The 25,033-nt window shown below is 70.2% G+C and carries 21 protein-coding genes; 9 read left to right on the forward strand and 12 right to left on the reverse strand.

Going from position 1 to position 25,033, the window contains the following annotated elements; all coding sequences use genetic code 11:
- Nucleotides 1–184: 184 nt before the first annotated feature.
- The 3 genes from K8625_RS01240 to K8625_RS01250 form a co-directional block, all read right to left on the reverse strand.
- Nucleotides 185–1,120 carry a hypothetical protein gene (locus K8625_RS01240; protein WP_223748395.1) on the reverse strand — a complete coding sequence of 312 codons (936 nt, stop codon included), beginning with the start codon at nucleotides 1,118–1,120 and terminating at the stop codon, nucleotides 185–187.
- 146 nt (nucleotides 1,121–1,266) lie between these two features.
- The gene (gene htpG, locus K8625_RS01245) at nucleotides 1,267–3,234 is read right to left on the reverse strand and encodes a molecular chaperone HtpG (RefSeq protein WP_223748396.1); all 1,968 of its coding nucleotides are present in this window, start codon (nucleotides 3,232–3,234) and stop codon (nucleotides 1,267–1,269) included.
- 148 nt (nucleotides 3,235–3,382) lie between these two features.
- Entirely contained in the window at nucleotides 3,383–4,183 is an 801-nt protein-coding gene (locus tag K8625_RS01250; RefSeq protein WP_223781614.1) for a carbohydrate-binding protein, read from the reverse strand.
- A gap of 178 nt (nucleotides 4,184–4,361) precedes the next feature.
- Between K8625_RS01250 and K8625_RS01255 the strand changes: the two genes are divergently transcribed.
- The 4 genes from K8625_RS01255 (at nucleotide 4,362) to K8625_RS01270 (ending at nucleotide 8,569) form a co-directional block, all read left to right on the forward strand.
- Nucleotides 4,362–6,086, forward strand: a complete 1,725-nt coding sequence (locus K8625_RS01255; protein WP_223781615.1) for a hypothetical protein — start codon at nucleotides 4,362–4,364, stop codon at nucleotides 6,084–6,086.
- Nucleotides 6,087–6,165: 79 nt separating this feature from the next.
- Nucleotides 6,166–6,942: a fatty acid desaturase gene (locus K8625_RS01260; protein WP_223781616.1), complete on the forward strand. Its 777-nt coding sequence runs from the start codon at nucleotides 6,166–6,168 to the stop codon at nucleotides 6,940–6,942.
- A gap of 6 nt (nucleotides 6,943–6,948) precedes the next feature.
- On the forward strand, nucleotides 6,949–7,938 hold the full coding sequence (gene msrP, locus K8625_RS01265) for a protein-methionine-sulfoxide reductase catalytic subunit MsrP (RefSeq protein ID WP_223781617.1): 990 nt from the start codon (nucleotides 6,949–6,951) through the stop codon (nucleotides 7,936–7,938).
- Between the two features lie 4 nt (nucleotides 7,939–7,942).
- Entirely contained in the window at nucleotides 7,943–8,569 is a 627-nt protein-coding gene (locus K8625_RS01270; RefSeq protein ID WP_223748401.1) for a sulfite oxidase heme-binding subunit YedZ, read from the forward strand.
- Between the two features lie 306 nt (nucleotides 8,570–8,875).
- On the opposite strand, the gene K8625_RS01275 is transcribed toward K8625_RS01270, so the two are convergent.
- The 4 genes from K8625_RS01275 to K8625_RS01290 all read right to left on the reverse strand — a co-directional run bounded on the left by K8625_RS01275 (nucleotide 8,876) and on the right by K8625_RS01290 (nucleotide 14,865).
- Entirely contained in the window at nucleotides 8,876–9,358 is a 483-nt protein-coding gene (locus K8625_RS01275) for a response regulator (RefSeq protein ID WP_046715893.1), read from the reverse strand.
- Nucleotides 9,359–9,500: 142 nt separating this feature from the next.
- Nucleotides 9,501–10,754 (reverse strand): hypothetical protein, encoded by a 1,254-nt coding sequence (locus tag K8625_RS01280; protein ID WP_223781618.1) that lies wholly within the window; start codon nucleotides 10,752–10,754, stop codon nucleotides 9,501–9,503.
- The gene (locus K8625_RS01285; RefSeq protein ID WP_223782046.1) at nucleotides 10,751–13,222 is read right to left on the reverse strand and encodes a TonB-dependent receptor domain-containing protein; all 2,472 of its coding nucleotides are present in this window, start codon (nucleotides 13,220–13,222) and stop codon (nucleotides 10,751–10,753) included. Before K8625_RS01285 ends, K8625_RS01280 begins: the two co-directional genes overlap by 4 nt.
- 41 nt (nucleotides 13,223–13,263) lie before the next feature.
- Nucleotides 13,264–14,865 carry a serine/threonine-protein kinase gene (locus K8625_RS01290; RefSeq protein WP_223781619.1) on the reverse strand — a complete coding sequence of 534 codons (1,602 nt, stop codon included), beginning with the start codon at nucleotides 14,863–14,865 and terminating at the stop codon, nucleotides 13,264–13,266.
- 289 nt (nucleotides 14,866–15,154) lie between these two features.
- Here K8625_RS01290 and K8625_RS01295 point away from each other — a divergent pair, with 289 nt between their 5' ends.
- The gene (locus tag K8625_RS01295) at nucleotides 15,155–16,018 is read left to right on the forward strand and encodes an ABC transporter substrate-binding protein (RefSeq protein ID WP_223748404.1); all 864 of its coding nucleotides are present in this window, start codon (nucleotides 15,155–15,157) and stop codon (nucleotides 16,016–16,018) included.
- Between the two features lie 128 nt (nucleotides 16,019–16,146).
- Nucleotides 16,147–16,596 carry an OsmC family protein gene (locus K8625_RS01300; protein ID WP_223748405.1) on the forward strand — a complete coding sequence of 150 codons (450 nt, stop codon included), beginning with the start codon at nucleotides 16,147–16,149 and terminating at the stop codon, nucleotides 16,594–16,596.
- Between the two features lie 3 nt (nucleotides 16,597–16,599).
- On the opposite strand, the gene K8625_RS01305 is transcribed toward K8625_RS01300, so the two are convergent.
- Nucleotides 16,600–17,019 (reverse strand): helix-turn-helix domain-containing protein, encoded by a 420-nt coding sequence (locus K8625_RS01305; protein WP_223748406.1) that lies wholly within the window; start codon nucleotides 17,017–17,019, stop codon nucleotides 16,600–16,602.
- A gap of 135 nt (nucleotides 17,020–17,154) precedes the next feature.
- On the opposite strand from K8625_RS01305, the gene K8625_RS01310 reads away from it, so the two are divergent.
- Together K8625_RS01310 and K8625_RS01315 are read left to right on the forward strand one after the other, a co-directional pair.
- The gene (locus K8625_RS01310; protein ID WP_223781620.1) at nucleotides 17,155–18,402 is read left to right on the forward strand and encodes an MFS transporter; all 1,248 of its coding nucleotides are present in this window, start codon (nucleotides 17,155–17,157) and stop codon (nucleotides 18,400–18,402) included.
- A 63-nt stretch (nucleotides 18,403–18,465) separates the two neighbouring features.
- On the forward strand, nucleotides 18,466–19,227 hold the full coding sequence (locus tag K8625_RS01315; protein WP_223748408.1) for a sulfotransferase: 762 nt from the start codon (nucleotides 18,466–18,468) through the stop codon (nucleotides 19,225–19,227).
- Here K8625_RS01315 and K8625_RS01320 read toward each other — a convergent pair.
- From K8625_RS01320 to K8625_RS01330, 3 genes are all read right to left on the reverse strand, one after another.
- The gene (locus tag K8625_RS01320) at nucleotides 19,203–20,144 is read right to left on the reverse strand and encodes a sulfotransferase domain-containing protein (protein ID WP_223748409.1); all 942 of its coding nucleotides are present in this window, start codon (nucleotides 20,142–20,144) and stop codon (nucleotides 19,203–19,205) included. The two genes, K8625_RS01315 and K8625_RS01320, sit on opposite strands and share 25 nt — an antisense overlap.
- Before the next feature lie 136 nt (nucleotides 20,145–20,280).
- Nucleotides 20,281–20,625, reverse strand: a complete 345-nt coding sequence (locus tag K8625_RS01325; RefSeq protein WP_223781621.1) for a DUF3703 domain-containing protein — start codon at nucleotides 20,623–20,625, stop codon at nucleotides 20,281–20,283.
- Nucleotides 20,626–20,713: 88 nt separating this feature from the next.
- On the reverse strand, nucleotides 20,714–21,631 hold the full coding sequence (locus tag K8625_RS01330) for a cation diffusion facilitator family transporter (RefSeq protein ID WP_223781622.1): 918 nt from the start codon (nucleotides 21,629–21,631) through the stop codon (nucleotides 20,714–20,716).
- Between the two features lie 700 nt (nucleotides 21,632–22,331).
- On the opposite strand from K8625_RS01330, the gene K8625_RS01335 reads away from it, so the two are divergent.
- On the forward strand, nucleotides 22,332–24,158 hold the full coding sequence (locus K8625_RS01335; RefSeq protein ID WP_370640365.1) for a BamA/TamA family outer membrane protein: 1,827 nt from the start codon (nucleotides 22,332–22,334) through the stop codon (nucleotides 24,156–24,158).
- A 4-nt stretch (nucleotides 24,159–24,162) separates the two neighbouring features.
- Here K8625_RS01335 and K8625_RS01340 read toward each other — a convergent pair whose 3' ends face one another.
- Nucleotides 24,163–24,939 carry a UPF0489 family protein gene (locus tag K8625_RS01340; protein WP_223781623.1) on the reverse strand — a complete coding sequence of 259 codons (777 nt, stop codon included), beginning with the start codon at nucleotides 24,937–24,939 and terminating at the stop codon, nucleotides 24,163–24,165.
- Nucleotides 24,940–25,033: the final 94 nt, after the last annotated feature.

Consider the following 25,033-nt stretch of genomic DNA (forward strand, 5'->3'; position numbering starts at 1 on the left):
GGGGTGGGCTCGCGCGGCGAAGCATCCCTGCGCGATGCGCCGCGAATGGTGCGAGTGAACGCGAAGGTGCCGCGCGGAGAGCACACCATGGAGGCGCGCCCGGCTCTCCAGCGCATGAAGCCACCGTCGGTTGTGAAGCAAGCCGCCGCGCACGTCAGCCGCGCGCGGCGTCACGGACCTCGCTTCAGCGAGCGCCCTTCTTGCCCTTGCGCTTCGTCGCCGCGCGAGCGGTCTTGGTCTTCGCCTTGGCCGCCTTGGGCTTGCCGGACGTGGAGCGCTTCGCGCTGACCGCGGTGCCCCGGCGCTTGCCACCGGTCCGCTTGCTCGTCGCGGTGGGACGCCGACGCTTCGCGGCCTCCTCCGTGCGCTCCGTCCGGGCCACCTTGGCGGCCTGCTTCCCGCGCGCCTTGCCGCCCGCGGCCTTCTTCGCCCGCGCGGTGCCAGCCTTGCGCGCGCCCTTGCGACGCGCACCCTTGCGTCCGCCGCTCGTGGCCTCGGTGGCCTCCGTCGCGGGGGCCTCGCTCACCACGGGCGCGGGCGCCACCTCGACCGCGCTCACCACCACCTCGGCCTGCACGGGCGCCGCGCTGATGACGGGCGCTGCCGCGCGGGCCCTCCGAGTCACGCTCCGACGAGGACCGGGAGTCGCCACGCGCCGGGCCCGCGCCGACGCGCCCAGGAGGCTCTGCGCCTCACCGGCCTCGTCCGCCCACTGCAGCGGGAAGTCGTCCGCGGTGAGCGGGCCCGAGGCGAGCAGCAGCGGCGCCGCCAGCTCGTCCGCGCCCGAGGCCACGGCGGCCATCGCGGTGACCAGGCTCAGCGTCGTGGGCGTCGCCCCACCCAACGGATAGAGCGCCACCGAGCCCATGTCGTTCCAGCCGACGACCAGGTAGCGGAAGGACTCCGGGTAGCGCGCGCGCAGCGTGCTCAGCACCAGCACGAAGGCATTGAAGCCACCGTCGTCGAAGCGCACCAGCCACTGGTTGCCGAGCGGCTGACGCACGCGACGGTGGGGCTTGCTGAGCTCCGCGCGGACCACTCCCTGGATGGCGGAGCGGACAGAGGCGTCCGCCGTCGGGAGGATGTCGCAAGTGAAGACGGCGAAGGAGGTCTGGGACATCCAGCCATCATTCCCTATCGCTCACAAGGCTGTCTAATTGTGCGCCGGCGAATCGCGCGAAAGGCGGCGAAAGGCCCCTCCCGCGCCCGGTGCACGAGGACCTCCACCCCTCGCGAGTGGAGGCCCTTTCACCCCAGTACCGTGCCCTAGCTCGCGGCCTGCGCCGGGGCCTCCGGCTTCGGCGCGTCGGACACCGGCGCCTTCACCGCCTGCCCCGCCACCTGCGTGAGCAGCGTCGTCAGCCGGCGCGCGAAGCGGTTCGGGTCGGAGATGGTGCTGCCCTCGGTGAGCAGCGCCTGGTCATGCAAGAGCTCAATCCACTCGGCCACCTGCGCCTGGGCCGGGTCCTGGGCGTGGAGCGTCTTCAGGTGCTCGATGACCGGATGCTTGGGATTGACCTCGAGGATGCGCTTCACCCTCGGCATTCCCTTACCCCGCTGCTGCAGCAGCCGCTCCAGGTACGCGGGCGAGCCGCCCTCGGGGACGACCAGGCACACCGGCGAGTCCGTGAGCCGGTCCGACACGCGCACCTCGCGCACCGAGTCCTGCAGCACGTCCTTCATCCGCGACGTGAGCCCCTTGAGCCCCTCGCTCTTCTCCTCGTGCTCCTTCTTCTGCTCGTCCGTGGACTGCAGCTTCAGGTCCGCCTGGAGCGCGGACACCAGCGGCTTGCCCTGGAACTCGCGCAGGCCCTGCGCCGCCCACTCGTCCACCGGGTCCGTCATGAAGAGGACCTCGTAGCCGCGCTGCTTGAGCGCCTCCAGGTGCGGGCTGTCCTCCACCGCCTTCCGGGACTCGCCGTAGATGTAATAGAGCGCCTCCTGGCCCTCCTTCATCCGCGACACGTAGTCCGCCAGGGACGTGAGCCCCTCGTCGCGCGAGCTCTCGTAGCGCAAGAGGCCGCCCACCTTGTCCTTGTGCTCGGCCTCGGTGGCCAGCGCCTCCTTGAGCACCGTGCCGAAGGCCTTCCAGAACGTCGTGTAGTCCTCGGGCTTGTCCTTGGCGAGCTTCTCGAGCAGGTCCAGCGACTTCTTCACCACGTGCTTGCGGATGGCGCGCACCACCTGCGAGTCCTGGAGCAGCTCGCGCGACACGTTGAGCGGCAGGTCATCCGAGTCGATGACGCCGCGCACGAAGCGCAGCCACTGCGGCACCAGCTCCTCGCAGCGGTCCATGATGAACACGCGCTTGACGAACAGCCGCACCCCGCGCTGCTGCTGCGCGTTCAGGTCGAACGGCGGGTTCTTCGGCAGGAAGAGCAGCCCGGTGAACTGCTGGTTGCCGTCCGCCTTGAAGTGCGTCCACGCGAGCGGCTTCTCCCAGTCGTGCGTCAGGTGCTTGTAGAACTCCTGGTACTGCTCGTCGGTGATGTCCGACCTGGCGCGCTGCCACAGGGCGCTCGCCTTGTTCACCACCTCCAGCGAACTCTCCGTCTTCGCGTCGTCCCCCGTGCCCGTCGTCTTGGTCACCTGGAGCTTGATGGGGTGGCCGACGTAGTCGGAGTACTGCGTAATCAGCGAGCGCACGCGCCACTCGTCCAGGAACTCCTTCTGGTCCTCCTTGAGGTGGAGGATGACGGAGGTGCCCCGGGCCGCGCGCTCGGCGGGCTCCACGGTGAAGGTGCCGTGCGCCTCGGACGTCCACTTCCACGCCTGGCTGTCCTTGCCGGCGGCGCGGCTGACGACCTCCACGCGGTCGGCGACGAGGTACGCGCTGTAGAAGCCCACGCCGAACTGGCCGATGAGCTGCATGTCCTTCTGGCCGCGCTGGGTCATCGCCTGGATGAACTCGCGCGAACCGGAGTGGGCGATGGTGCCCAGGTTCTTCACCAGCTCGTCGTGCGACATGCCGACGCCGGTGTCCTCGATGGTGAGGGTGTTCTTCTGGGCGTCCGGGATGATGCGCAGCTCCAGCTCCGGCGCGTCCGCGAGCAGCTCCGGCTCCGTAATCGCGCGGAAGCGCAGCCTGTCGAGCGCGTCCGAGGCGTTGGAGACCAGCTCCCGGAGGAAGATCTCCTTGTGGCTGTAGAGCGAGTTGATGACCAGGCTGAGGAGCTGGTTGATCTCCGCCTGGAAGGCGTGGGTTTCCCGCTGGGGGGAAGCGTCGACGGTCATGGGTTCAAGGCCTCCGGGCGCCCCGTGTGGGCGCGAAGCGTCGTCTCCCCATAACCATGCAAACCGGCCTGTCGAGGGCCTTCGCCCGAATGCCCCCCGGCGGGCCCGGCGCTGGACGGCCAGGCCCCCGGGTCGGCCCTCGGGAGGGCTAGAGGGGAGGGTAGATGGGCGGGTAGTTGTAGCCGAAGTTGTTGTCCCAGTACGTCTGCCCGTTCACCTCGTACCGGATGTAGTACAGCGGCGTGCCGGACACGGCCGGGATGCGCGCCTGCCAGCGCTCCACGCCGTACGCGTTGGGGCTGGAGATGTACGCGTAGCCCACCGAGTAGCCGGGGACGAAGGACGCGGCGACCTCGTGGGACGTGGCCCAGTTGTCCGTCGTGTACACCACCGTGACGCTCTTGGTGTAGGCGAGGTTCTTCACGTCGATGCCGATGTCCACCTCACCCGTGGGCTGCCAGTAGCTGCTGCCCACCAGCACGTTGGCCCGCGGGAGCAGCGGCCCGTTGGTGCGCACCAGCTGGTAGTTGGCCCCGCCGTTGTTGTCCCAGTACGTCTGGCCATTCACCGTGTACTTCGCCACGAACTCCAAGTCCCGCGTGGGCTGCGGGGACGTGCCCCAGCTCTGGTACTGCCGCGTCACCTTCCACAGCTCGTGGCCCGCGCCCGCGTCGCCCGCGTAGCTGGCCTCCAAATCGAGCCACGTCCCATCCGGCTGCTTGTCGTGGATGGCGACCTGCTTCTCGTAGGCCAGGTTCTTCACCACCAGGAGGTAGGTGACGTCCTGCCACGTCTGCCCATAGCGGCTGCTCACCGTGCTCACCGCCTTGAGCAGGCGCACCTCGTCCGCCGCCAGCGCGGAGGAGGAGAACAGCCCCACGCACAGGGCCACCAGCAGCCCCGGCAGCGCGCCCCGGCGGGCCAGAGGGTCGGTTCGAGTCGTCGTCATGAGAAGTCCTCGCGTGCCCGGGTTGAAGGGCACCTGGGTTGCCCGGGAAATCCAGGCTTGCGCATGTTGTCAGCCGGCTCCGACGCGCGCCGCCAAACCGTCCTGGCTGGAATGTTCCGATGCGTACAGGAGCACGGGAGCGCTGGGAGGGGGCGCGACGTTGGGGTAGGGAAGGGCCATGAACCGAACCCTCCTGTCCGTGCTCGGTGCGGCGATGCTGTCCGGCTCCGCCCTCGCCGCCGAGCACGCCGCCGCCCCCGTCGCCCTGCCCGACGCCGCCGAATTGCAGCGCCTCACCGCGCGCTTCGCCCCGGTGGAGCTGAAGGTGGACTTGAAGGCGCTGCCCGCCAACGAGCGTCAGGCGCTCGCGCGCATCGTCCAGGCCTCGCAGCTGATGGATGCGCTCTTCCTGCGCCAGCGCTGGGCGGGCAGCGAGACGGTGCTGCTGGGGCTCACGCGAGACGACTCGCCGCTGGGCCGCGCGCGTCTGCACGCGTTCGTGTTGGACAAGGGCCCGTGGAACAGCCTGGACGAGGGGCGGCCGTTCCTGCCGGGTGTGCCCGCGAAGCCGGAGGCCGGCAACTTCTATCCGGCCGGCGCCACCAAGGAGCAGGTGGAGGCGTGGGTGAAGTCGCTGCCGGAGGCCCAGCAGAAGGAGGCCACGGGCTTCTACACCACCATCCGCCGGGGCACCGACGGCAAGTTCGTCTCCGTGCCGTACAGCATCGAGTACCAGGGTGAGCTGGCCGAGGCCGCGCGCCTGTTCCGCGAGGCCGCACAGCTGACCAAGCAGCCCACGCTCAAGGCGTTCCTGGAGTCGCGCGCGGACGCGTTCGGCTCGAACGACTACTACGCGAGCGAAGTCGCGTGGATGAAGCTGGACGCGAGCATCGAGCCCACCGTGGGGCCCTACGAGGTCTACGAGGACGGCTGGTTCAACTACAAGGCCGCGTTCGAGGCCTTCGTCGGCCTGCGCGACGACGCGGAGACGCAGAAGCTCGCGAAGTTCAGCGACCACCTGCAGGACCTGGAGAACCACCTGCCCATCGACGCGAAGCTGCGCAACCCGAAGCTGGGCGCGCTGGCCCCCATCCGCGTCGTCAACAGCCTGTTCTCCGCCGGTGACGCCAACCGGGGCGTGCAGACGGCCGCGTACAACCTGCCCAACGACGAGCGCGTCACGGAGGCCATGGGCTCCAAGCGTGTGATGCTCAAGAACGTGCAGGAGGCCAAGTTCCAGCGCGTGCTGGTGCCCATCGCCAAGGTGGCGCTGTCCGCCAAGGACCAGCAGGACGTGGCCTTCGACGCGTTCTTCACGCACATCCTGATGCACGAGCTGATGCACGGGCTGGGGCCGCACAACATCACCGTGGGCGGCAAGGCGACGACGGTGCGCCAGGCGCTCCAGGTGTCCTCCAGCGCGCTCGAGGAGGCCAAGGCGGACGTCTCCGGCCTGTGGGCGCTGCAGCGACTGATGGACACGGGCTTCATCGACAAGGCGATGGGCCGCACCATGTACACGACGTTCCTGGCCTCCGCGTTCCGCTCCATCCGCTTCGGCATCGACGAGGCGCACGGCAAGGGCGTGGCGCTGCAGCTCAACTACTTCCTGGACTCCGGCGCCGTGAAGGTCGCCGCCGACGGCACCTTCTCCGTCGTGCCGGAGACGATGAAGAAGTCCGTCACCGCGCTGACGAAGCAGTTGATGGAGATTCAGGCCAGGGGTGACCGCAAGGCGGCCGAGGCCCTCCTGGCGAAGATGGGCGTGATTCGTCCGCCGGTGCGCAAGGTGCTCGAGCGGCTCAAGGACGTGCCGGTGGACATCGAGCCGCGCTACGTCACCGCGGAGGAACTGGTGCGCGAGGCCTCCGCCCCCGCGGCCGACGCCGGCGTGCGGAAGTAGCCACGGCCGACGGCCCGCTCGCCGCGCCGGGGTGCTTTCCCGTGCGCGGCGGCGCCGTCATCCCCATGAGTCAGGTGAGATGGAGACCACGGCCCGTCATCGCGCACCACCGCTCGGCCCCTGGGGCGTCGTCATCGCGCTCGTCATCATCGGCGCGTGGGGCGCGCACCTGACGTGGATGCTGATGTCCCCGGGGTGGCTGCCCCTGGACTCGCCCCTCACGTGGATGCACGTCGCCTTCCAGGCGTGGCTGTGCACGGGGCTGTTCATAACCGGCCATGACGCCATGCACGGCACGGTGGCCCGGCAGGGCTGGGTGAACGAGGTGGTGGGGACGCTCGCCTGCTTCCTGTTCGCGGGGCTGTCCTACCGGCGACTGGTGCTGAACCACCACGCGCACCACCAGAACCCCACGGGCGACGACGACCCGGACTTCTCCGCCCGCACCCAGTCCTTCTGGCCGTGGCTGGGGACGTTCATGGTTCGTTACACCACGCTGCCGCAGCTGGGGGTGATGGCGGCCAAGTTCAACATCCTCGTCTTCCTGGGCGTGTCCCAGCCGCGCGTGCTGGTGTGCTGGGTGGTGCCGGCCGTGCTGGGGACGTTGCAGCTCTTCTACTTCGGCACCTACCTGCCGCACCGGCGCCCGGACACGCCGGACATGGCGCCGCACCACGCGCGCACGCTGCCGCGCAACCACGTGTGGGCCATGCTGTCCTGCTACTTCTTCGGCTACCACTGGGAGCACCACCAGTCCCCCGGCACGCCCTGGTGGCGACTGTGGCGCGTCAAGGATGCTCGCGCCGTGCCGCAGCGGGCGGGCGATGTAACGGCCGGGGACGCTGGGCCGTTATAAAGGGTCATGAGCGACAAGCCGCCCGTGGAGCCGCCCGGCTCCGAAATCACCTCCGAACGGCTCTACCTGCGCCGCCGGGACTTCCTGCGCAACGCGGGCCTGTTCACGGGCACGGCCGCCGCCGTGGCGGGGGGCCTGTACCTGCTCACCCGCAAGCAGCGCCGCTTCATGGACGCATATGTCCCGGACGCGGGCGCCGTCACCGGGCCCGTGGTGAAGGCGAAGGGCGCGTTCGACACGGACGAGCCGCGCACCCCGTACGAGGACGTCACCACGTACAACAACTTCTACGAGCTGGGCCTGGACAAGAACGACCCGGCCCGGCTCGCGCACTACTTGAAGCCCCGGCCGTGGACCGTCACCGTGGACGGGGAGGTGCACGAGCCGAAGACGGTGGACATCGACCAGCTGTTGTCCTGGTTCACCATGGAGGAGCGCGTCTACCGGATGCGCTGCGTGGAGGCCTGGTCCATGGTGATTCCGTGGCTGGGCTTTCCGCTGGCCGCGCTGCTCTCCCGGGTGAAGCCCACCAGCCACGCGCGCTACGTGACGTTCACCACGCTGATGGACCCGGAGCAGCTGCCCGGACAGAAGCGGCCGGTGCTGGACTGGCCCTACCTGGAGGGGCTGCGGCTGGACGAGGCGATGCATCCGCTGACGTTCATGGCCATGGGGTTGTACGGCAAGCAGCTGCCGGCGCAGAACGGCGCGCCGCTGCGGCTGGTGGTGCCGTGGAAGTATGGGTTCAAGGGGGGCAAGTCCATCGTGCGCATCTCGCTCACGCGCACCATGCCGATGACCACCTGGAACATGGCGGCGCCGCACGAGTATGGCTTCTACGCCAACGTGAACCCCGCGGTGTCCCATCCGCGCTGGAGCCAGGCCTCCGAGCGGCGCATCGGCGACTTCGAGCGCCGGCCCACGCTGCCCTTCAACGGCTACGGCGAGCAGGTGGCGCACCTCTACGCGGGCATGGACCTGCGCGAGAACTTCTGACGCCATGGCCTCGTCTCCCCATCCGTGGCTGAACCCCGCGCTCACCGTGGGCGGGCTGCTGCCCCTGGCGCTCCTGGCCGTGCAGGGGCCGCTGGGACAACTGGGCCCCAACGCCATCGAGGCGGCGCTCAACCAGACGGGGCTGCTCGCGCTGGTGATGTTGCTGGCGTCGCTGGCGTGTACGCCCGTGCGGCTGCTCACGCGGTGGACGTGGCCCGCGCGCGTGCGCCGCACGCTGGGGCTTTTGGCCTTCACGTACGCGTGCGCGCACCTGCTCACCTACGCGGTGCTGGACCAGGGGCTGGCGTGGCGGGCGCTGGGGGAGGACGTGGTGAAGCGGCCCTTCATCACCGTGGGCTTCACCGCGTGGGTGCTGCTGGTGCCGCTGGCCGTCACGTCCACGAACCGCTGGGTGAGGAGGCTCGGCTTCCCGCGCTGGCAGCGCTTGCACCGGCTGGCCTACGTGGCCGCGGTGCTGGGCGTGGTGCACTTCGTGTGGCGGGTGAAGCAGGACGTCACCGAGCCGCTCATCTACGGCGCGGTGCTCGCGCTGCTCTTCGCGGTGCGCGTGGGTGAGGCGATGCGAAAACGCCGGGCCCGCGCCGCTGCGGCGGCCCGTAACCCGGCGTGAGGTGAGGGCGGCTCGCCCGTCGTGCTGCTCGCGAGGCCTCGGGAGAAGGCGTCCACCCGCCGAGGGACTCGCGCTGCTCCAGCGTGCCGGAGCCTGAGGTGAGGGCGGCTCGCCCGTCGTGCTGCTCGCGAGGCCTCTGGAGGAAGGCGTCCACCCGCCGAGGGACTCGCGCTGCTCCAGCGTCCCGGAACCTGACGTGAGGGCGGCTCGCCTGTCGTGCTGCTCGCGAGACCTCGCGAGGACGGTACCTGCTCGCCGAGGGAGTCGTTCTGCTCCCGCGGACCTGCCCCTGGCGTGAGGACGGGGCTACTTGCGCGGCAGCGGGAGGATGGTGTCCACCAGCGTCATGAGCTGTGCGCAGCTCACCGGCTTGCGGACGAAGGCGCTGATGCCGGCCTTCTGACCCAGCGCGCGCACCTCGGCGACGTTCGGGTCACCCGTCATCATCAGGATGGGGACCTTGGCCAGCCGGGGGTTGGCGTTGGCGCGAATCTGCGCCGCGAAGTCGGCGCCGTTCATCCCGTCCATGTGGAAGTCGGTGAGGATGAGGTCGATGCCCTCCGCCTCGGCGACCTTCAGTCCCTCTTCGGCGGACTCCGCCTCCAGGAACTCGAAGTTGCGCGCCATGAGGTAGATCTTCAGCAGCGTCCGGATGGAGCGGCTGTCGTCCACCAGCAGCACGCGCTGCGGCGCGCCGCCCGTCGCGGTCCGGCTTCCACCAGGGCGCGCCGGGTCCGTCGTGGTGCGGTTGGGAACGGGCTCTGGGGAGGGAAGGGTACCGGCCTTCATCGGATCACGACCTCAGGTGGGGCTGTCCCCCTGCAGACCCAAGCATGTTGACGGAAGGACATGGCGAAGTCAAAGCACCGTCCTTCCTCTCTTTTTTCCCGATGTGGGGCGTCGCACACCCTTGCGCGCCACGAGGTGGGGCTCAGGGGACCTCAAGCACGAAGGCCTGACTTTCGACGCCCGGAATCCCGATGCTCGCCGCCAGCGGCGGGGCGAGCTCGTTGGGGACCCGCCACGTCTGCCCCGTGGATTGGATCAGCACCACGGAGTAGCGACCCTTCGGCAGCCCGTCCAGACGGGCCGGGGCGGCCGCGTCGCTGGCATCCAGGGCGATGGGCTGCACGGCCACCTGGAGCTCCGCCAGGGGGACGGGCGTCATCCGGGGCTGACCGTTCTCATCCGTCAGCGCCGCGAGGATGGGGTCCATCACCAGCCCCGCCGCGAGCACCACCAGGTCCGGCCTGCCGTCACGGGTGCCGTCGGCGCGCAGGTAGTCGATGCCGTCCGCGTCGAGGACGCTGTCGCGGTCCTTGTCGTTGTCCTCGAGCAGGCCCGGCTCATCCGCCAGCTTGCGCACCACGACGCGCGGCCAGACATCCGGCACCCCGTCGCGGTTGGCGTCGTCCGGCACGCCGTCGCGGTTGGCGTCCACGTAGCTGACGAGGAAGGCCTTGGGCCGCTGCGTCACCGGGCTGGCCTCCACCACCTGCGGCGTCAGCCGCAGCACCTTCATGGGCCCGCCCGCCGCCAGGGTGTTGTCTCCGCCGCCGGCGACGGTGACCTGGAAGGCGGGCCGGTCCACCGGCACCTGCGCGGTGGCCTGCGAGAAGCTCACCGTGACGTTGGTGAGCGGCTGCGGATGGCCCTCCTCGTCCTTGGTGACCTCCAGGACCAGCGGCTGGCCGTTGGTCAGGTCCACCGCGGCGCCGCCGATGTCGCCCGTGTTGGGCTCGCTGGTGACGCCGTACCAGGGGTTGAAGTCGGGGACGTGGCAGGGCGTGACGCCCGTCGCGCAGGTGTCCACGTCGATGAAGCCGCGCAGCATGTACTTGCCCGCGCCCACCAGGCTGAACGCGAAGGGCGCGGTGAAGGGGCCGGGCGAGTGGGTGCCGAGCGCCGGGCCGAACAGCTGCGCCGCGGGGATGACGGTGAAGGCCACCGGACGACCGCTGCCCTGGGGCGGCGGCAGCGGGCGCTTCTCCACGTCGTAGAGGAACACCACCGCGTTGCCCCGGAGGGCCGACTGCACGACGAGGCTGCCCTCGATGCGGGCGGTGTGCAGGGCCTGCTGGCCGTCCGCCGTGGGGACCACGGACGGGGACTCACAGCCCAGCACGAGCAGGGACGAGGCGAGCGCGACGAGCGCGGAGTGCTTGAACGAGGAGGTGCGGCTCATGGAGTCACCGTCAGCGTCGCGTAGACGCGCCGCTCGATGCGGTTGCCGAAGGGGTGTTGGGAGTGCGCGGCGCCCAGCTGGCTGCCGATGAGCGCCACGTCCACCAGGTTCTTCACCGCCGTGTAGCCCACGCGCGCGTTGATGATGGTGTGGGCGCCCAGCGGGTTGGAGGCCAGCTCGATGCGGGTCGGGTCCGCCGCCGCGGGCTCGCGCTCAATCCAGGTCGTGGACGAGGTGTAGGCCAGGTCCACGCCGAACTCGAGGTCCGCCTGGGTGCGGTAGGTGACGCCGCCGTACAGCTTGAGCTGCGGCACCTGGCTGCACGGGCCGCACTCCGCCTTGTCCTCCAGGTCCGAGGAGACCGTCTGGAAGGCGGCGCTCGCCTTGATGCCCAGGCCGTCGATGAGGGCCAGCGTGAGGCCGGCCTCCGCGCCGCGCGCGGTGTAGATGGAGTCCTCGTTGACGAAGCGCGAGCGGCCGATGAGGTAGTTGCCCGTGGCCGCGTCGTAGGACTCGCCCACCGGCAGCCGCTCGAAGTTGGACAGGCCGATGAGGTCCTTCACCCGGTTCTGGTACAGGGCCACGTCCCAGTCCATGCCCAGCTCCGCGGACTCGCCGCGCCAGCCCAGCTCGAAGGCGGTGAGGCGCTCGGGGCGCAGGGCCGTGTTGCCCGTCGTCAGCGCGCTGGCGCCGTTGACGCCCTGCACGGGGACGAGCAGCCGCGTGTAGCTCTCCAGGAACGTGGGCTCGCGGAAGGCGGACGCCGCGCTGATGCGGAACGCGTGGCCCTCCACGGGCATGAACAGCGCGGACACGCGCGGCGAGTGCGCCAGGCCCGGCGAGCCCCCGTCCAGCAGCGGGTGCCGGTCCACGCGGTAGCTGGCGATGAGGCGCAGCGGGTCCGCCAGCCGCCACTCGTCCTGCACGAAGGCGGCGGCGTGGACCTCCTCACGCAAGGGGCCCAGGTAGTCCCAGCCCACGCGCTTGAGGCGGCCCTCCACGCCGACGTTGAGCTGGTGCTCGCCGCCCAGGTGGAAGGCGCGCGCGAAGAGCAGCTCCGCGTTGAACAGGTTGGAGCTGACCTCCGTGCCCAGCGAGCGCTGACCGATGGGCTCGTACTGGGGACCGGCGCTGCCGGAGATGTGGTTCCAGAACGTCTTGAGCTTCAGCGGCCCCAGCTCCACGTCGCCCTTGGCGTACGCGTTGAGGCCGTCCATGAAGTAGTTGCGCAGAAGGCCCAGCGGGTAGATTTCCGTCGCGTAGCGGTGCACGCCGCCGGACAGGCCCACCGTGCGGCCCTCCGCGAAGCTGTACACCGTGGACAGCGTGGCCCGGGCCCCGCGCATGCCGATGTCCGGGTCCGGGTCCCTGAGCACGATGTCCGGCCGGTCGCTGGCGTAGTCGCGGCTCCACTTGTCCGCCTGCGAGTACGCCACCGACGCGCGGTAGCGCAGCGCCCCGGAGCTGCCGTGGCTCAGGAACGAGCCCGCCACGCTGTGGCCGGTGCCGCCCGTCACGGTGAAGCGCGCGCGGGGGCCGGAGCCGGGGGCCTGGGTGATGATGTTGATGACGCCCAACATGGCGTTGGCGCCGTAGAGCGCGCTGCCCGGGCCGCGGATGACCTCGATGCGCTCGATTTCATCCAGGCCGATGGGGATGGACGACCAGAGCGTCAGGCCGAGGAAGTCCTGGTACTCGGTGCGGCCGTCGACGAGCACGAGCACCTTGTTGGCGATGCGCTGGTTGAAGCCGCGCATGGACACGTTGGCGCTGCCGATGCCCAGCGACATCACGTCCGCGCCCGGCACGCGCCGCAAGAGCTCCGGCAGGCTGGTGGCGCCCGACAGGCGGATGTCCTCCGCGGTGATGACGGTGGTGGCGTTGGGCGCCTCCAGCGAGGACTGGGCGCGGCGGCTGGCCGTCACCACGCGCTCCTCGTAGGGCACCGCGCCGTCGTCGCCCGTGGCCGCCTCGGACACGCCGGGCAGCACGGAGGGCACGTACGTGGAGGGCGCGGGCGTCGCGGGGCCCGAGGGCATGGACTCCGCGCGCTCGATGGCCTTCTCCAGCCGCTCCAGGAGCCCCGCCAGCTGCTGCTGGGACTGGACGCTCGCGGGGGGCGGCGGCATGGGCAGCGCGGAGTTGTCCGTCGCGCCGGCGGCGGCCTCCGCCTCGCGCTGCTTCGCCTCCAGCGCCGCGACGGTGGTCTCCACCGTGGCCGCGTCGGGCGGGTTGCTCGCCAGGTAGCGCCGGTAGGTCTCCAGCGCCTCCGCGGAGCGGCCCGCGTCCTGGTACGCGCGCGCGATGTTGAAGAGGACGTTGGGGTGCGGCTTGATGGCGTACGCCTGCTCCAGCTCGGCGATGCCCTGGTCGTACTCCTTCCGGGCGATGAGGCTCATGCCGGTGCGGAAGTGGCGACGGGCTTCCAGGCGTGCGTCCGCCAGGGCCTGCGACGCGCAAAGACACAGCGCCACGAGGCCCACTCGACGAAGGGATTTGAAGTGTTTCACTAGTAGGGGTTGTCCTTGAAATTGTCGCGCGACTCAGCGGGCCGTTGGGGGCGGGCCGGCGCAGTCGGCTTCTTCTTGAGCCTGTGGCGGATGGTCTGTTCGGTGCCGGTGCCCTCGGCCTTCACCGTGAGGGGCTGGTAGCCCTCCAGCGTGAAGGTCAGCTCCGCGCTCGCAAGGCCCTCACCGTCCTGCCGGACCTTGTACTTCACGGGGGTGACACCCAGGTCCTTGTTCCCCGCGCGCACCCGGGCGCCCATGGGCTCGCTCTCGATGGTGAAGACCACGGAGGGCACGTTGCCGGGCACCAGCGGCGCCAGCGCCAGCTCGTCGTCCACGGCGATGGCCGCCGGGCCCGGGGCCGTCTTCGCGGGCGCGGCGGGCGCCTTGGGCAGGGCGGCCTGGGTGGCGGCGTAGTCGGGCGGCAGCGGCTTGAGCTTGGGCTCGCGCATCATCATGGCCACCGCGAAGAGTCCGCCGCCGATCACGATGGCGCCGCCGAGGATGGCCAGGGGCAGCAGCAGGCCCTTGCCGGACTTCGCGGCCGGCTCCTCCACGGCGATGTCCAGCGCCATGGTGCTGGGGCCGGAGCCGGCGGCGTTCACCGGCCCGCTGATGGGGCCGCTGCGAGGACCGCTGCCGGTGCCCGTCAGGCGCGGGCCGCTGAAGACGCCGCTGACGCCCACCACGTGCGACAGGCGGCGCATGGCCTCCAGCACCTCGTCCATGGACTGGTAGCGCTCGGAGGGAATCTTGGCGAGGCACTTCATGACGAGCGCCTCCACCTCCGCGGGCACGCCATGGCTGGCCCAGACGGCGCCGAAGGCGGGAGGGGGCTCGTTGATGTGCTTGACGATGACGTCGATGCTCTGCGCGGCCAGGAAGGGCGGCTGGCCCATCAGCATCTGATAGAGCACCACGCCCATGCTGTACACGTCGCTGCGCGGGTCGGCGACGTTGCGCGCCTGCTCCGGCGCCATGTACTGCGGCGAGCCCAGGATGATGCCCGCCTGGGTGAGCGACGTGTCCTGCGGCACGTCCGCGTCGCCGATGAAGGACTTCACCAGGCCGAAGTCGAGCACCTTGACGATGTCGTGGTCCGTCTCCTGGTTGAGGACCATCACGTTGGCGGGCTTCAGGTCGCGGTGGATGAGGCCGACCTTGTGCGCCTCGCGCAGCGAGCGGGCGATCTGCTGCGTGATGTTGAGCGCGCGCGCCCACGGCAGCGGGCCCACCTGCGTGAGCAGCTGGCCGAGCGTGAGCCCGTCCAGGTACTCCATCGCGATGTAGTAGATGCCGTCGTCCGTCTTGCCGTAGTCGATGACGGTGACGGTGTTGGGGTGGCGCAGCTTCGCGGTGACGCTGGCCTCCAGGAAGAAGCGCTTCTGGAAGCCCGGGTCCTTGCCCTCGTCGTTGTAGTGGGGATTGAGGACCTTCAGCGCGACCAGCCGGTCCAGCGGCGCCTGCACCGCCTTGTAGACGCGGCCCATGCCTCCGGCGCCCAGGGTCTCCAGGATGCGGAAGCGCTCGTTGAGGACGCGCCCCAGCAGCGGATCCACCATGTCGGGCGGCGCGCCATTCGTCGGGGCGTTGTTTTCAATCATGTCTGCCCCCACCGACCGGGAAGGCACACGACGCTCCGGTCGAACATGCGTGCGGATGCTAACACCGCAATCGTCCACTGCCCAAGCGACCTGCCAGGTTGGCGCAGTGCATCAACGGCCGAGAAACCGGCCCGGGCGCCGCAACGTCCGGCACCGGACACGCGGCCGGTGGATCAGCCGGCAGACGCGGACTGGGGGGCGGGAGCGTGAGCGACTCGGAGTGTGGAACAAGGTTTTCGGGATTTCATGAAGCCTCCGCGAAGAGGGTGCGCGCGGTTAGGGTGGCGGGATGAGCGTCCACCTGACCGAGTTGCTTTCCAGCGCGCCCGCCTACCCCCGGCGGGTGGTGTGCATGACGGAGGAGACGACGGAGGTGCTCTACCGCATCGGCGCGGGGGAGCTGGTGGTGGGGGTGTCTGGCTTCACGGTGCGGCCGCCGGAGGCGCGCAAGAAGCCCCGGGTGTCGTCGTTCCTGGACGCCAACTTCGAGCGCATCTTGGAGCTCAAACCGGACCTGGTGTTGGGCTTCTCCGACTTGCAGGCGGACCTGGGCCGCGAGCTGTGCAAGCGGGGCGTGCCCGTGTACCTGTTCAACCAGCGCTCGGTGGCGGAGATCCTCCAGTCGGTGCGGCTGACGGGCGCGCTGGTGGGGCGCGCGGAGGCGGCGGAGAAGCTGGCGGAGGAGCTGACGGCGAACCTCACGCGCCACGCGGACGCGGCGGAAGCGCTGCCGCGCCGGCCGCGCATCTTCTTCGAGGAGTGGCACGAGCCGCTCATCTCCGGCATCCGCTGGTGCTCGGAGCTGGTGGAGCTGGTGGGCGGCGAGGACGTGTGCCGCGAGTCGCGCGCGTCGCAGGGCGCGAAGGGGCGCATCTTCGAGCCCGAGGAGGTGGCGCGCAGGAACCCCGACGGCGTCATCGCCAGCTGGTGTGGCCGCAAGGCGAAGCGGGACAAGATTGCCGCGCGTCCGGGCTGGGAGAAGGTGACGGCGGTGGTGGAAGACCAGCTCTACGAGGTGAAGAGCAGCCTCATCCTGCAGCCGGGCCCCGCGGCGTTGTCGGACGGCGTGGAGAAGCTCGCGCGCATCGTCTCGGCGATTGCGCGCGGGGAGAAGCTGCCCGTGCCGAAGGGCGCGGACCTGCGCGGCGGATGACGGAAGTCCGGACGCCGCGTAGGGGACGGGCTCCCTCGATGGAGTGAGCCGGTGCGACAGTCGAGCCGGAACGACGCGGGGCTCCTATGCTCGGGCCCGAGGACACACGCAACGCAAGGAGGCAGGACGTGGAAGGATTTCCGCTGAGGCTCACGTGGAAGGGCTCCACCGCGAGCGAGTACAGCCGCAACGCGGTGGCTGGCACGGATGGCAAGCCGGACATCCTGGTGAGCGCGGGGACGGGGTATGGCGGTGAGGACTCGCGCTGGAATCCGGAGGACCTGCTAGGGGCCTCGGTGGCGCAGTGCCACCTGCTCACGTTCCTGGCGCTGGCGAAGAAGCTGCGGCTGGATGTGCGCTCGTACGAGGACCAGGTGACGGTGTTCCTCGACACGGTGGAGAAGGTGAAGCGGGTGAACAAGGTCCGCCTCGCGCCGCTCATCCGCGTGGCGCCGGGCACGGACGTGGAGAAGGTGCGCGAGATGTTCGTGAAGGCGCACAAGTACTGCTTCATCGGCCAGAGCATCACCGCCGAGGTGGTGATGGAGCCGACCATCGAGGTGCAGTCCGAGGCGTAGCGCTCAGCGCTTCCTGCGCGGCTTCTGCTCGGACACCTTCTTCACGACGGCGTCCGAGCACGCCAGGGGCCGGCCGTCCTCGGCGCGCAGCTCCAGGGGGCGCACCGGCCTGCCGTGCTCCGTGTCGACCAGTCGGGAGCGGGGCTCGTCGGGTTGGAAGCAGTGGTGCTCGCCCCACTGCCGCAGGGCCACGATGACCTGGAACAGGTCCTTGCCCTTGGGCGTCAGCGCGTACTCGTGGAACGCGCTCCCGTCGGACGCGGCCACCGTCTCCAGGATGCCGTGCGCGACCAGGTTGCGCAGGCGGCCGGAGAGGATGTTGCGCGCCACGCCCAGGTTCTTCTGGAGCTCTCCGAAGCGGCGCAGGCCGTCGAACACGTCCCGGAGGATGAGCAGGGACCACTCGTCACCGAGGATGTCCACGGTCCGCTCGACGGGGCACTCGGCCTGGCTGTGGGGTTTTCGCTGCGCCATTCGGAAACGGAGGTTGCCACATCCCCTCCGGCCCGTTAACTCCCCGCTGGTTTCATTTTGAAACCAGATGCGGGCAGGTGGTGGATGCGACGGGAGTCCAAGGTGGCGGAGCCTGCGGGCAGGGGGGCGCCCGGGCTGTCGGGCGCGGTGACGGGGTTGTTGGCGGTGGCCTGCGGGCTGGCCGTCGCCAACGTCTACTACGCGCAGCCGTTGTTGGATGCGATGGCGCGGGAGCTGGGGTTGCAACCCGCGACGGTGGGCGTGGTCGTCACTGTCACGCAGGTGGGGTACGGGTTGGGGCTGTTGCTCCTGGTGCCGCTGGGAGACCTGGTGGAGCGGCGTCGGCTGGTCGCCCTGCAGATGCTGCTGTCGGTGGCGGCGTTGACGCTGGTGGGGCTGGCGCCCTCGGGCGCGGTGTTGCTCGGCGCGCTGGCGGTGGTGGGGCTGCTCGCGGTCGTCACGCAGGTGTTGGTGGCGTTCTCCGCGTCGCTCGCGTCGCCTGCCGAGCGGGGCCGCGTGGTGGGGCTGGTGACGAGCGGGGTGGTGATAGGCATCCTGATGGCGCGCACCGTGGCGGGCTTCCTGTCCGATGTCGCCGGGTGGCGCTCCGTCTATCTCGTGTCGGCGGGCGCGACGTTGCTCGTGGCGCTGGCGCTGCTGCGGGTGCTGCCTCGCGAGCGTGCGCGCACGCGGCTGTCCTATCCGGAGCTGCTGCGCTCGGTGCTCACGCTGTTCGTGGAGGAGCCCGTGCTGCGGGTCCGCGCGGTGCTCGCGCTGTTGGGCTTCGCCGCGTTCAGCACCTTGTGGACGCCGATGGTGCTGCTGCTGGCGGCGCCGCCGTTCTCGCTCTCGCACACGCAGGTGGGCCTGTTCGGCCTCGCGGGGGTCGCGGGCGCGCTGGGGGCGTCGAGGGCGGGGCGGCTGGCGGACCGGGGCTTCGGGAATCGGACGACGCTGTTCGCGCTCGGGCTGCTGCTGGTGTCGTGGGTTCCCATCGTGCTGACGCAGACGCACCAGTCGCTGTGGGCGCTGGGGTTGGGAATCATCGGTCTGGACCTGGCCATCCAGGCGTTGCATGTGACGAACCAAAGCGAGCTGTACGCGGTCCGCCCGGAGGCGCGCAGCCGGTTGGTGGCGGGCTACATGGTCTTCTATTCCATCGGCAGTGGCGCGGGCTCGCTCGCGTCCACGGTGGTGTTCGCGCACGCGGGTTGGGTGGGCGTGTGCGTGCAGGGGGCGACCATCGCCGCCGTGGCGCTGGGGTTCTGGGGCGTCACGCGACTGGCGGCGCGGGAGCGGGGATTCGCGAGGGTTCGCCGCGTCTCGTCATGACGTGGGTGCTCGATTCGTGAGACGCCTGCCCTCCGGTCCCGGGGGTGATTCGTGGAGCAGGTGGTGCGCAGGTCGCCGCTGTACACATTCGTCATCTGTCCGAACAACAGCGGCAGCACGTTGCTGGTGCGGCTGCTGGCCACGTCGGACCAGGTCTCCGTCTTCGACTCGATGAACCACGAGGGACAGTGGCTGGTGCACCGGGATGACCCGGAGGCGATGCCCATCCCCGACACCGAGTCGGACGAGCTTCGCAACTGGACGACGAACGAGGCGAAGTTCGCGGACCCCCAGCGCTACCACTGGGAGCGCATCAAGGCTGTCTGGCATCGCGCGTGGGACTTGGGCAAGGCGGTGCTCGTGGAGAAGAGCCCGCCCATGGTGATGGCCGCGCCGCTGTTGCAGGAGCAGTTCGCGCCCGCGCGGTTCATCGTCTCGGTGCGCAGTCCGTATGCCTTCGCCGAGGGCGTGCGGCGCAAGCGCGGCTATCCGCTGTCCGTCGCGACGGCGCATTGGGTGCGCTCCAGCCGGCTGCAGCTCCGCAACCGGGCCGTGCTGCGAGGCTCGCTCTTCTTCCGGTACGAGGACCTCTGTCAGTCCCCGGAGACCATCGCCGCGAGAATCCTCGAGTACATCCCGGAGCTGGGGCGGCTGGATGTCGGCCGCGCGTTCGACATCATGGGCGAGCGCAGCACCATCCGTGACTTCAACGGGGACTCGCTCGGACGCATGAGCGCCGCGGACCTGGAGGAGATCAACACGGCGCTCGCGGGTCATGAGGACGTGCTGGAGGCGCTGGGCTACGAGCGCCTCGTCCGGGCTTGAGCGGGTGGGGATGACCGCAGTTGCTGGCGAAGCCGTGCATAGGAGGGGATTCCGAGTGGCACCTCGATGTCCGCGCGCCAGGTCGCGGCGAGCGCGTCGTGCACCGCCGCGGACAGCTCCGAGGAGTCTCCCACGCGGCCGGCTCGGACCTTGGTGGTCTGGACCTCGGGTGGGAGCGCGGTGAGTCGATTGACGGCCTCGGTCGTCGGGTGGTCGTCGAACTGGGACTCGTGCGCGTGCATGAACTCGAAGGTGGACTGCTTCGTCACGAGCGCGACGAGCGCGTCGTCCAGGGGGATGCCCATGAAGGCGCCGATGCGTCGGACCGCGGACGCCAGGTCCTCCTTCATGTCCTCGTAGGCGAGCAGCAGCACGTCGTCGCGCTCGCGGACGCTCCACCAGGCGCGCAGGTGTTCCCAATAGCGGCCGAAGCGCGCGTCCTTCAGGAAGATGCCGAAGCAGAACTCCTCCACGCTGACGGAGTCGGGCTCGAACATCCAGCCGTTCACGTAGTGGTAGAAGGACGTGAGCGTGTCCGCCGGGTCTCGCATCACGTGGATGTAGCGCCCGCCCTTCGGCACCCGCTCCCAATGCAGGTGCGTCTTGAACGCGCGCGGTTTCGCGACCTGGGGCCCCGCGAGGTCGACGCCCGGGAGGGGTGGGCTCTCCAGCCACGGGACGACGAGGGAGATCTCCTCGAAGCCCATGTCGCCGCGCGTGCGCAGGCCGTGGACGATTTGCTGCGTCCACGTGGTTCCGCACTTGGGATAGGTGGCGACGAAGATGTCTGTCGGCTCCACGTGGAAGTGCGCGGGGCCGGAGATGGGCTCGCGCCATGCGCGCAGGGCCTGCAGCTCCGGAAGCGATTTCGGCAGGCGAGATGATGGCTGACGGTGCGCGGCGTCCGACGTGGTCATGCGGCGTGCCCCCCAGGTGGAGTGACTCCACCCGCGCGGGAGCCTAGCGTCAGTCCGTGCCCGCATCGCGTGCCGCGTTCGTCACGGGCCTTGGTCGAAGGCCGTTCGACGCGGGATGTCACTTCGACGCGGGGAGTTATCGCGCGGTCAGGATGGCGCGGAGGTCCTCGGGGATGTCCATGGGTGTGAAGATGCCCACGTTGGCGCCGCCCGTGTTGCCCAGCGGCGCGCGACCGAGCCACGAGCCCGGCGCGGCCAGGATGAGTCGCGGCAACTGTCCGAGCAGCTCCCGCCAGTCTCCGTGTCGAACGGCCCAACGGAACATGGCGCCGTGGACGCGCAGGTGGGGCCACGCATGGGCCTGACTCAGGACGTGGGCGCGCTCCAGGAAGCGCCAGGCGTCTTGATGGGCACCGCGTGCATGGGCTTGCTCGGCGCGGCGCAGCTCGAGGTCGAAGTGGGTTCGCAGGGTCGGGGTCATCGGAGGTCTCGGCGGGGCGCTGGCGAGGGGGGCATCGTCAGGGCGAGGGAGTCGAGGTCGGCGGCGGGGCCGGACTCGCACGGTGCCGTCAGGCGCATGCGGCGTGGCGGGTGTCACCAGGGGCGCAGGGGTGGCAGGTCGCGGCGAGCGCGGGTTCGAGTTGGAGTGTGACGTGCTCGATGCCGAACGTGTCGTGCAGCCGGGCCTTCAGCGAGGGGACGAGCGCCTCGTCACCGGACGGCGCATCCACCACGAGGTGGGCGGTGAGGGCCGACTCGGTGGTGCTCAAGGCCCAGACGTGGAGGTCGTGCACGCCGGTGACGCCGGGCGCCTGCGTCATGAGGCTTCGCACCGCGCCCAGGTCGATGTTCGCGGGAACGGCCTGCAGCGCGAGGTTGAAGGAGTCCACCAGCAGCCTCCACGTGCTGACGAGGATGAGCAGCGCGATGCCGAGCGTCACCACCGGGTCCAGCCACGCCTGCCCCGTGAAGTAGATGAGCGCGCCGCTGAGCACCACGGCGAGCGACACGCCCGCGTCGGCCGCCATGTGCAGGAACGCGCCCCGCACGTTGAGGTCGTTCCTGCGCCCCTTCCAGAACAGCAGGGCCGTGGCGGTGTTGATGACGACGCCGATGCCCGCGACGCTCATGACGGTGAGGCTGGCGACGGGCGCTGGCTCGCCGAAGCGGCGGAGGGCTTCCCAGCCGATGGCGCCGACAGCGACCAGCAGGATGAGCGCGTTGAAGAGGGCCGCGAGGATGGAGGCACCGCGCAGGCCGTAGCTGCGCCGCTCGGTGGGCTGGCGTCGGGCGAGGATGCTGGCGCCCCAGGCGAGCACGAGCCCCAGCACGTCGCTCAGGTTGTGGCCCGCGTCCGCGAGCAGCGCCAGCGAGCCGGAGAGGAAGCCGTACAGCGCCTCGATGGCCACGAAGGCCAGGTTGAGCGTGACGCCGAGCGCGAAGGCTCGGCCGTGTGACGTGGGCGCGTGGCTGTGTGAACCCGACATGGGGAAAGGGACCTCCAGGAATGGATGGCTCCGGGGGCGAGCGCTCGAGGACCCACGAGCCGCGACCCACCGTTCATCGAGGAAGACGCCACCTTTCGCGCGGTATTACAGCGGCATTTCCCGAGGGTTTTCGACGGCGAGCGTGCTGCCAGCGGGCCCGTTGCTCGGGAGGCTCCGCGCGGCGGATTCGGTTCCGACACAGGGCCCTGGTCGTCCTGCGACTCGGGCGACAGCCACCACCGAGAGGCCCGCGCCAGGAGCCGCACCGAAGGAGGTGCTCCGTGCACGTGGTGGTGCTGTCTGGGGTCCTTGGACCTGGGCGGTTCTCGCCCGAGCGATAGCCCGGACATCACGGAGGGGGCCGACGTCGACGAACCGCGCCATCCGAGCTTCCCGCGATGAAGATGCTCGCCAGGAATGCGGCGCATGCCAGGATGGTGGGGTGGCGCTACCACTGGTTGCCCTCATCGTCGTTCCTCTTGCCCTGACTCCACTCCAGGCGGAGCCTGTCGTCGCGTTGCTGTCACCTGCCGCGCTTGTCGCGACGCCACAGGGCGTGCAGGCGGCCCCCAGCCCCGAGAAGCGGGCGCCTGTCGTTGCGTCTCCGCCACGGGTCGCGCTCGTCGCGACGCAGCAAAGCGAACTGGCGGAGCCCGTCTCGGAGACCCCGACTCCCGCCGTTGCGTCGCCGCTACTGGGCGTGACGCAGCAAAGCGAACTGGCGGAGCCCGTCTCCGAGACACCGGCTCCCGTCGTCGCGACTCCGCCGCCGGACGCGCCCGTCGCGACACAGCAGGGTGAGCAGCCCGAGGGCGCCACGGTGGAGCCTCCACCCGCGCGCGCACCCGGGCTGACGCAGGAGAACTACGAGGAGGCCCTCGTCGTCGAGTCGCTCGTCCGGCATGGCCGCCAGGTGGACCCCTCCCCGGAAGGAAAGCCGCTCTCGGATGTGCTCGTGGACACCGAGGAGGTGGTGGCCGAGAGCGACCCGTATCCTGACTTCCTCAACATCTTCCACGTGCGCACGCGCGACGAGGTCGTCCGGCGCGAGGTGCTGCTGCCGCTCGGTCAGCCCTACTCCACGCGCCTCGCGGAGGAGACGGCGCGCAACCTGCGCGCACTGCGCCTGTTCTCCGTGGTGCGAGTCGTCCCGCTCGTCGGCAAGACGCCCGGCACGGTGTCGCTGCTCGTCGTCACCAAGGACATCTGGTCGCTACGACTCAACAGCGACTTCTCCGCGGTCGGCTCGCTGCTCCAGTACCTGCGGCTGCAGGGCACGGAGCAGAACTTCCTGGGCCGGGGCAAGAAGCTCGCGGTGGACTTCATCCTGCGCCTGGACACGCTCAGCCTCGGACAGAGCTACACCGACCCGCGCGTGCTGGGCAGTCGCTGGTCGTTCACCGAGTCCGCCGCCATCATCATCGGACGCGAGAGCGGCCAGGCCGAGGGCTCGCGGGGCAGCGTCTCCGTGAGCCGGCCCCTCTACTCGCTGTCGACGCCGTGGAGCGTCAGCTCATCCGTGGCGTGGAACGTGGAGACCAATCGCGTCTACCGGGGCGCGGACATCTGGCAGCTCCCGTTCCCCGGTGGCCCGACGGTGCCCTACGTGTACCGGACGGAGGAGGTCGCGGGCGCGGCCTCGTACACGCGCTCCTTCGGCCTGCGCTACAAGCTCAACCTGAGCGGCTCCGTGGGCGCGTACCACTACGCCTACGACCCGCCGAGGTCGTCGATGTTGACCGAGGACCAGTCCGCCTGGTTCCGGCGCAACTACCTGCCGCGCGCCGAGGACGCGGGCTACGTGTCCATGTCCCTGCGCGCCTTCGAGGCCCGCTACGAAGTCCTCCGCGACGTGGACTCCTATGTCCTCTCCGAGGACTACCAGATGGGGCACTGGCTCTCCGCGACGCTGCGCTACGCGCCGCCCGTCTTCGGTGACGACACGCACTTCACGGAGGCAGGGCTGGCCGCGCGCTACCGCCTGCGCTGGGGCGAGGCGCTCACCACTGTCGCCGCCTCCGGCTCCATCCGTCGACAGATGGGCGACGCGGCGACCTGGAACAACCGCCACTGGGCCGCGGAGCTGACGCAGGTGTCGCCCAAGGTGCTCGGAGGACGCTTCGTCGCGCGCGGCCTGCTGGACGTCAACATCGACGACCTGTTCGACCGGGTGACGCTCCTCGGTGGAGGCAACGGCCTTCGCGGCGCGCCCGCGGACGAGTACTCCGGCAAGCGGATGTTGCTCGTGAACGTGGAGTACCGCACCGCGCCGCTGGTCATCAAGACCGTGCACGTGGGCGGCGTGCTCTTCCTCGACTCGGGCAGCGCGTTCAACGACAGGCCGGACATGGTGACGTCCGTGGGCGTGGGCCTGCGGCTGCTCTTCCCTCAGTTCAACGTCAACCCGTTCCGAATCGACTTCGGCTACGTGCTCAACGGCGACCGGCCTCCCATCGGCAGCCGCTTCACGTTCGCCGGCGGCCAGGTGACGGACCTGCGCCCCAGCTTCCTCGACTCACCGCTGTAGCCGCTCACGGCGGCTCGACGCGCAAGAGCTCCCGGAACAACACCTCGGCGACATCCCGGAACAGCTCCCCGGACGCGAGCAGTCCGCCGCAGTGGTGCGGCTCCCTCGCGAGCGTCAGCGCCACCGCGCGCTGGAGCACCGCGTCCCAGAAGGGCTCGGAGCCGTCGGGCAGGAGGAACTCTCGGATGATGGCGCGCGGCCAGGGCAGCACCGTCGTCGGGTCCGCGTCGCTCAGCGAGGTGAAGCAGTCCAGGTCCACGTCCAGCAGCACCCGCTCCGCGTCCTCCAGCACGTCCCGCACCGCGTCACCCGGAGCAGGGTGGCTCCACGCCTCGGACGCGCGGTCCACCGTGGGCACCACCACCAGTCGGTGCGAGCGGCCTCGCGTGTCCACGTAGGTGTCCCCCGCGAAGGCGCCCCGGGGCCGCGTCCGGGCGATGAACAACGCATCCCCCACCAGCCCCGCCTCCATCGCCGCGAGGATGTGGTCGTAGTTGCGCACGTCCAACTCCCACCGGGCGTGCTCATCCAGCGCTCGCAGGCCCGCCGAGCGGTCCGGCACCGCCTCCGGCCTCCGGGGCACCACCACGTCCAGGTGGCGGTCCAGCGTGACGAGCAGCGCGGCGGGCCCGGAGTCCCCCAGGGCCATGGCCCAGGAGGGCAGGGCGAGCCGGTGGGGGTCGAAGACGTACGCGTCCGGCGGCCCCCGGCCGCCTCCCAGCCCCAGCCGGATGATGCCCGCCAGGCGCAGGTGGAGCAGGGCGTCGTCGTCGGTCTTCATGCCTCGGGAATCCTCGCGTCCGTCGCGGGTTTGCTCAGCTTGCGCGGCGGCCGAGTGTAGGCTTCCCCGCACCTTTCCGTGAAAGGAGCCCCGC

The organism is Myxococcus sp. AS-1-15 (assembly GCF_020037055.1).
Classification (GTDB): domain Bacteria; phylum Myxococcota; class Myxococcia; order Myxococcales; family Myxococcaceae; genus Myxococcus; species Myxococcus fulvus.